Here is a 3373-nt window from a genome sequence, read left to right on the forward strand (position 1 = left end):
GGGGCAGGCCGGGCCAGACCCACTACTCGGCCGCCAAGGGCGGGCATGCACGGCTTCACGATGGCCTTGGCCCCAGAAACTGGCCGCCAAGGGCGTGACCGTCAACACCGTCTCCCCGGGCTACATCGGCACGGACATGGTGCGTGCCATCAAGCCCGAGATCCTGGAGAAGATCGTGGCCAGCATCCCGGTCAAGCGCCTGGGCGCACCGGAAGAGATCGCATCCATCGTCGGCTGGCTGGCCGGTGAGGACTCCGGCTTCACCACCGGCGCGGACTTCTCCTGCAACGGTGGCCTGCACATGGGCTGATCCAGTCACCACCGCAAAGGAGGGCGCCTGCGGGCGCCCTTTTTGTCATCCGTTCGGCCCTAAATGGCTCAGAAGGCAGTGTAGCGGCCCGGCTTGTGGTTGACGGCCAGCGCGAAGTTCATGGCCGCGGCACCCAGGATGGACAGCAGCAGGCGCTGCACATCCACCCAGGGCAGGGAGGCCAGCAGGATGGTGGCGTCCAGCAGCAGCTGCACCTTGCCGGCCCGCCAGCCGAAGCGTTCCTGCAGCCACAGCACCACGGCGTTCAGACCGCCCAGGCTGGCGCGGTGGCGAAACAAGATGATGAAGCCGGTGCCGATCATCAACCCACCACCGATGGCGGCGAACAGGGGCTGCACCATCTCCAGGCGGAGCCAGTGCGGCATCCACTCGCTGAGCAGGGCCAGCAGGCTGACCGCCAGCAGGGTCTTGAGGGTGAAGCGCCCCCCCAGGCGCCGCCAGGCCAGCCAGTAGAAGGGCAGGTTGATGATGAAGAACACCGGCCCGAAAGACCAGCCGGTGGCCAGACGGGTCAGCAGGGCCAGGCCGACGGTGCCGCCGGTCATCAGGCCGGCCTGGCGGAACAGCGTCAGCCCCACGGCCACGAACAAGGTGCCGATCAGCAGGGCCTGCACATCCTCGAACAAGGTGTGGCGTTGCGCGGCGGCGGCCTCGGTGGCCGCTGCGGAAGACGTGGCGGCGCTCATTCGATGACGCCAGCGAGGAAGAACTTGATCAGGCCCTTGGCCGCAAAGCCCAGCAGCCCCACCCCCAGCCCCAGCAGCAGCACGAAGGTGCCGAAGCGTCCTGCCTTCGATTCCCGGGCCAGCTGCAGGATGATGAACACCATGTACAGCATGAAGGCCGTGACCCCGAAGGTCAGGCCGAACCAGGCAATCTGTTCTTCCGTGAAACCGAACATCTATCCATCACGGCCCGCCCGGGCAGAGCCGTCCACAACATCCCGGTAGACATGCCAACTGGCATGCCCCAACCAGGGCACGATCACAATCAATCCCAGCATGGCCGTGGCCATGCCCAGGGCGGTCAGGCCCATCAGCAGGGCTGCCCAGAAGGCCATGGCGGCAGGGTGCTCCAGGATCACTTTCCAGCTGGTGAACACGGCGCCCATCACCCCGATCGGGCGATCCAGCAGCAAGGGCATGGCCACCACTGTGGAGGCGAACACCGGTGCGGCCAGCAGAGCTCCCAGCGCCAGCCAGGATTCGAACACCAGTCCTTCCGGTGCCAGTACCACATAACGCAAGAAGTCTTCCAGCGTTTCGAGGTGTCTGGGCACTAAACCGGTGACCAGCAGGGCGGAGGTCAACACCCATCCCGTGCCGGCAAAAGCCAGAAGGATACCGAAAACCACGAGCCGCCCGTCCCGCAGAGCCCAGCATGACAGCGCGGTGTGCAAACTTGGCGACAGCCCGCGCTCCAGATCGCGGCTGATCGCGTACAGGCCGGTGACCAGCAGCGGCCCGATCAGCAGGAAGCCGGTGAAAGCTCCGATCAGCAGCCAGAAGTGGTGCCAGCCTGCGGCCGCCAGCAGCATGCCGAAGAGGCTGACCGCCAGGCCGTGCAGCAGGCCGGGCACCGGGCAGCGCATGAAATCCCGCCATCCCCGCCCCAGCCAGGCCATGGGTTGCCAGAGGGGAAGGGCGCGCACCCGGTAGCTGCGGGACTCGATCAATGCCTTCTCGGCCAGGTGGATGGACATGACGGCTCTCCTGACAGACATGCTCACCGCGCCGAAACAGGCGCTGTCCAAGTGTCAATGTCAGACTCGGCGCCCGCCACCGGGTTGGTCCCGAGGTGGCCGGCCTCAGCGCGGGGGTGTCAGGGCGTCCAGCAGTTCGCTTTCGACCTGCAGCTGGATCTTGGGCTGCTGCATGGACTTGCCGCAGACGAGGAAGGTGTCCTCCACCCGCTCGCCCAGCGTCGTCACCTTGGCCAGTTGCAGGCTGATCTCATGGCGCCCCAGGACCCGGGCGATGGCATAGAGCAGGCCGGGCCGGTCACTGGCGCTGATGGACAGCAGCCAGCGCTGGCGGCGCTCGTCGGGCCGCAGGGCGACCCGCGGCTTGACCGGGAAGGAGCGTACCCGCCGGGACACCCGCCCGCGCATGCCGCCCTCCGGCAGTGGCGCCATGCTGGCCAGGGCCTGGGTGGCCTGTGTCTCCACCAGAGAGATCATGTCCCGGTAGGCCGAGGGCTCGGGATCGTCCAGGGTGGAGCTCACCACCTGGAAGGTGTCCAGCGCGTAACTCTTCTTGGTCGTGTGTACCTTGGCATCCTGGATCGAGAAGCCGGCGCCATCGAAGTAGCCGCAGATGCGCGCGAACAGGTCGGGGCGGTCCGGCGCATAGACCAGCACCTGCAGCCCCTCGCCCACGCTGGAGGGCCGCGCCCGCACGATGGGCTCCTGGGTGTCCAGGTAGCGCCACAGCGAGCGCGCATGCCAGGCGATGTCGGAGGCGTCGTGCCGCGCGAAATAGCTGAGCTCCAGGGTGTCCCACAGCGGCTCTTCCGTGCCCGGTAGGGCTGAATGCAGGGCCAGCAGATGGCGGGACTCCTGCTTGCGGGCCTCGATCTCGGCGTCGGCATTGGGCGCAGCCCCGCCCAGGGCCCGCAGCGTCATGCGGAACAGGTCTTCCAGCAGCTTGGCCTTCCAGGCGTTCCAGACCTTCGGGCTGGTGCCGCGCACATCGGCCACGGTCAGGAGGTACAGGCCGGTCAGCCGGCGGGCATCGCCCATCTTCTGGGCAAAGCGGGCCACCACGTCCGGGTCGGACAGGTCTTCCTTCTGCGCCACGCGGCTCATGGTCAGGTGCTCGCGCACCAGGAACTCGACCAGCGCGGTGTCGGTCTTGTCCAGGCCGTGGTCGCGGCAGAAGCGCCGCACCTCCACCGCGCCCAGCTCGGAATGGTCGCCGCCACGCCCCTTGGCCACGTCATGGAAGAGGGCGGCGATGTAGAGCAGCCAGGGCTTGTCCCAGTTGGCCGCCAGTTGGCTGCACTGCGGGTACTCGTGGGCATGCTCGGGGAGAAGAAGCGCCG

At 67.4% G+C, this 3373-nt stretch carries 4 protein-coding genes and 1 pseudogene; 1 reads left to right on the top strand and 4 read right to left on the bottom strand.

Going from position 1 to position 3373, the window contains the following annotated elements; translation table 11 throughout:
• Window positions 1-310 (top strand): annotated as a pseudogene (locus I73_RS26695) (SDR family oxidoreductase); the annotation flags it as partial.
• A 68-nt stretch (window positions 311-378) separates the two neighbouring features.
• Here I73_RS26695 and I73_RS07795 read toward each other — a convergent pair.
• The 4 genes from I73_RS07795 to I73_RS07810 all read right to left on the bottom strand — a co-directional run.
• Window positions 379-1017: a YitT family protein gene (locus I73_RS07795; protein ID WP_022980103.1), complete on the bottom strand. Its 639-nt coding sequence runs from the start codon at window positions 1015-1017 to the stop codon at window positions 379-381.
• Window positions 1014-1232, bottom strand: a complete 219-nt coding sequence (locus tag I73_RS07800; RefSeq protein ID WP_022980104.1) for a DUF2788 domain-containing protein — start codon at window positions 1230-1232, stop codon at window positions 1014-1016. Before I73_RS07800 ends, I73_RS07795 begins: the two co-directional genes overlap by 4 nt.
• Window positions 1233-2033: a DUF2189 domain-containing protein gene (locus I73_RS07805; protein WP_022980105.1), complete on the bottom strand. Its 801-nt coding sequence runs from the start codon at window positions 2031-2033 to the stop codon at window positions 1233-1235.
• Window positions 2034-2138: 105 nt separating this feature from the next.
• Window positions 2139-3373, bottom strand: a 1235-nt coding sequence (locus I73_RS07810; protein ID WP_022980106.1) for an ACT domain-containing protein, incomplete at its 5' end; no start/stop codon positions are given.

Origin of the sequence: Ideonella sp. B508-1 (genome assembly GCF_000333615.1) — a bacterium.
Lineage (GTDB): Bacteria > Pseudomonadota > Gammaproteobacteria > Burkholderiales > Burkholderiaceae_C > Ideonella.